General features: G+C 45.9%; 4 protein-coding genes. All 4 read right to left on the bottom strand.

Annotation, left to right across the window (positions count from 1 at the left end; all coding sequences use genetic code 11):
- A partial coding sequence (proS, locus tag GRP75_RS20070) for a proline--tRNA ligase (protein ID WP_160790170.1) occupies window positions 1–1155 on the bottom strand: 1155 nt, incomplete at its 3' end.
- A gap of 62 nt (window positions 1156–1217) precedes the next feature.
- Window positions 1218–2489, bottom strand: coding sequence for an RIP metalloprotease RseP (gene rseP, locus GRP75_RS20065; protein WP_160790169.1), 1272 nt, complete (start codon window positions 2487–2489; stop codon window positions 1218–1220).
- Between the two features lie 107 nt (window positions 2490–2596).
- Window positions 2597–3736 (bottom strand): 1-deoxy-D-xylulose-5-phosphate reductoisomerase, encoded by a 1140-nt coding sequence (locus GRP75_RS20060; protein WP_160790168.1) that lies wholly within the window; start codon window positions 3734–3736, stop codon window positions 2597–2599.
- Window positions 3737–3882: 146 nt separating this feature from the next.
- On the bottom strand, window positions 3883–4258 hold a 376-nt coding region (locus tag GRP75_RS20055), incomplete at its 5' end, for a phosphatidate cytidylyltransferase (RefSeq protein ID WP_160790167.1).

The raw sequence follows: 4258 nt of genomic DNA, 5'->3' as shown, positions 1-4258 counted from the left end.
TTCCTCAACCAGATTATCCTGCTGCACGATTTTTTTCTCACCGCTGATACGGGATACGAGCACACAGACGCCGTTTTCCATATCACGAGGCCCGATTTCCATACGAACCGGCACACCGCGCATTTCATATTCATTAAATTTCCAGCCTGGGCTTACATCACTGCGGTCGTCCATTTTAACACGCACTCCCGCTTGTTTCAACTCAGCAAATAGTTCATCTGCACGAGCGATAACCGCATCACGCTTCTTAGGTGGTCCAATTGGAACCATAATAACCTGCGTAGGCGCAACTTTAGGAGGCAATGCCAGACCACGGTCATCTCCATGGACCATAATCAGTGCGCCGATCAAACGTGTACTTGTTCCCCATGAAGTCGTATGCGCGAATTCCAGGTTGTTTTCACGGCTCAAATATTTAATGTCAAATGCAACAGCAAAATTAGTTCCCATATAGTGGGAAGTCCCAGCTTGTACCGCCCGTCCATCCTTCATCATCGCTTCCAGTGAAAATGTATCCTTCGCACCTGCAAACTTTTCAGAAGGTGTTTTCTGTCCAGTAATAACTGGAATAGCTAGAACTTCCTCAATAACCTCACGGTATACTTCCAGCATTTTCATCGTTTCTTCACGTGCTTCTTCTTCTGTTTCATGGGCCGTGTGACCTTCTTGCCACAAAAATTCACTTGTGCGCAAGAAAGGCAGTGTGCGTTTTTCCCAACGCACTACGTTAGCCCATTGGTTAATAAGCACCGGCAGATCACGATAGGATTGAATCCATTTAGAGTACATATGACCTATCATGGTTTCCGAAGTCGGACGTATTGCAAGACGCTCTTCCAGCTTTTCTCCACCAGCCTCGGTTACCCAAGGCAGTTCAGGATTAAACCCTTCGACATGCTCTTTTTCCTTTTGAAAAAAGCTTTCGGGAATGAACATTGGAAAATAGGCATTACGGTGGCCTGTTTCTCTGAAGCGCACGTCCATGGCTTCCTTGATATGCTCCCAAATTTCAAAACCATCGGGGCGGAATACAATACATCCGCGAACAGGGGAATAATCCATCAGTTCTGCTTTTTTAATAACATCAATATACCATCGGGAAAAATCTTCGCTCTGCGGCGTAATTTCCTCGACAAACTGTTTATCATTCGACATAGAAATGCATGTCCTCCCATACAGACCGTTTTTATATAAGTCCGTCTCTAATTAACCATTAATTAACCATTAATTAAGCGTAAAATATCGTTATACGTGACCGCAATCATAAGCAGGAATAGCATAGCAAAACCAACGAAATGGACCATTCCTTCCCTGCTCGGATCAACGGGACGTCCTCTTACCGCCTCCACACCAAGGAAAACAAGTCTGCTTCCATCCAGCGCCGGAATAGGCAATAAATTAAATATCCCCAGATAAAGACTCATTATAGCAGTCCAATACGTCAACTGCTCAATCCCCTGCTTGGCAATTTGCCCCGTCACTTCAAAAGTACGTACCGGGCCTCCCAGGTCGTTGATAGAAAAACGTTGAATGAGCTGGCTAAATCCTTGGAAAATAATATCGGTCGTTCTGACCATGGATTGTCCGGCAAATTTGAACGTTTCACCCACACCTGCTTGGCGTTTTGGAAGTTCAGGCACAATGCCCACCTTGCCACCCTTTTGTCCTTCCATTGCACGAGGTGTAATAGTAAGATCAAAGGTCTTATTATCACGGCGAACCGTCCACTTCATCGGCTTGTCTTGAGAATCCGCAATCAGTTTGATCATGTTTTCAACATTTGCACCAATGGCTATTCCATTCACCGATTCGATGATATCTCCCTTATGCAAGTCAGCTTCAGCAGCGGGCATACCTGCTGTAATTTCACTAATTTGGACATAGGTCGGGTTGTCCACTTGTATGCCGACCATCTGAATATGAAGACTAAACAGAATAAAGGCAAGTATAAAATTCATCAGTGGTCCAGCAAAAATAGCCATCGCACGCTGTCCTACTGTTTTACTCCCATACTGCCGATCCTTTGGTGCAATCTGAATGGATTGTCCTTTGGTTACCATCATCGCTTGCGGGTGTACTGTGTATTGCTGATCTTCGCCATCTACATCCAATTTTAAAGTTAACGACTGTTCCAGATCAATATCCAACACTTCGCCGCGTACCACATTCTTGCGATTATCCAGTTGATCTAGATAGATGGTTTTAACGACGTCATCCGTTACGCGTACAGCAATCGTTTGTCCGGTCTCAATTTCATTGATCTCCGGATCCTCTCCCGCCATGCGGGCAAAGCCACCGAACGGCAACAAACGCAGCGTAAATCGCGTCTCGTTTCTTTTATAAGAAAACAGTTTCGGACCGAAACCGATCGCAAACTCCCGTACCAGAATCCCGGCGCGCTTGGCAAAATAATAATGCCCCCATTCATGCACCGTCACTATGACGAAAAACATGAGCACCGTCATCAACACTATTTGAATCGTTTCCAATCGTTTCCGTTCCCCTTTCAATGAGATCGAGTTTGTCTTCCTAGATTATCATTATTCTCCAATCCCGCACAAGAGAATCACATTTCGTTTCTTAACCCAACATTAGCCTACAACCCCGCAGCTATGCTACGAGTCTCTCCGTCACAGGCTTCAATCGCAGAAAGATCAGGATTAGCCACATTGACATGCCGCTCCAGCACACGTTCAATAATAGCTTCAATATGCAGAAAAGAAATTTCTCCACGCAGGAAACGGGCAACAGCAATCTCATTAGCTGCATTAAATGCGGTCGGTGCTGTACCACCCATTTTACCACATTCGAAGGCAAGCCTTAAACAAGGAAAACGATTATAATCCATTTCCTTAAAATGGAGTCTACCCACTTCAGCCAGTGACAACGGCTTCGCCGGGGACTTCATACGCTCAGGGTAAGTCAACGCATATTGAATGGGTACTCTCATGTCCGGATTCCCAAGTTGAGCAACAATGCTTGTATCCTGAAACTCAACATAGGAATGAATAATGCTTTCCGGATGAAGCAACACATGAATCTGCTCATAATCAAGTCCGAATAGCCAATGCGCCTCAATGACTTCCAGCCCCTTGTTTACCATCGTTGCTGAATCAATCGTAATTTTGGCCCCCATTGACCAATTGGGATGCTTGAGTGCATCTTCCACGGTAACTTCACGCAACTGTTCTCTTGTCAAATCTCGAAAAGAGCCCCCTGATGCTGTGAGGGTAATATGTGCCACATCTTTCATATGCTCACCATTCAAGCATTGGAAAATAGCTGAATGCTCACTGTCAATCGGCAGCAACGGCACTCCTTTCGCCCGAGCCCGCGCTGTGACCAGATGACCAGCAGTAACCAGTGTTTCCTTATTGGCCAAACCGATCTGTTTTCCAGCCTCAATCGCGGCCAGCGTGGAGTGCAATCCGACACTGCCCATTACAGCCGTCACAACCATATCCGCCTCTGTGTTCGCAGCAAGCTCAACGAGTCCCTCATTTCCCCAATACAGTTCCATTCCAGAAGGCAGTAAAGGACGAATTTCATCCGTCAACTGCCGAGTACCCACAGACACCTTTTTGGGTTTATAGAGATGCGCCTGCTCAGCAAGTAACTTTATATTAGAACCACCTGCTAAAGCCTCAACAGTAAACTGATCCGGGTGCATGGACACTACATCCAGCGTTTGAGTTCCAATAGATCCGGTTGAACCAAGTACCGTAATTCTTTTCATGATGCACCTTCCTATCCTGAAAATCACTTTTAGCCAGGAGCTCATTGTTTGTTATTCAGGCAGCTATGCTACTGGTTCCATCCTTCTAATAACGCAGAGTGAGCAACATAGAGATTCAGCCTGAGCATAAACTGTAATCAACAGACTCATGGAAGCAGCAACAGCATATGTACAAATGGAAAAACGACAATCCAGCTGTCGCAGCGGTCTAGTATACCACCGTGCCCTGGCAGCAGATTACCGGAATCTTTAATGCCGTACACTCGTTTGTATGCAGATTGTACCAAATCGCCCAGTTGTCCCACAACTGCACATGACAAACCGATGCCGATGGCTTTGCCCCATGGCAGCAGTCCACCTGACAATCCAGCGAATACTAGAGCTATAACCAACGCTAAAACAATGCCGCCAATGGATCCTTCGACCGTTTTGTTTGGACTAATCGCAGGCCATAGTTTCGTCTTCCCTGCCATTTTGCCTACAAAATATGCCCCTGCATCACTTGCCCAAATACAAGCCAAC

Source organism: Paenibacillus sp. OT2-17, assembly GCF_009827695.1.
Taxonomy (GTDB): Bacteria; Bacillota; Bacilli; order Paenibacillales; family Paenibacillaceae; genus Paenibacillus; species Paenibacillus polymyxa_B.
Note: the sequence above shows the minus strand (reverse complement) of the source record. Positions and strands in the feature narration are given on the sequence as shown.

What these genes read in the sequence shown, in the direction of transcription:
- GRP75_RS20060 (WP_160790168.1), bottom strand. Translation starts at nt 3,736, where the DNA reads ATGAAAAGAATTACGGTACTTGGTTCAACCGGATCTATTGGAACTCAA.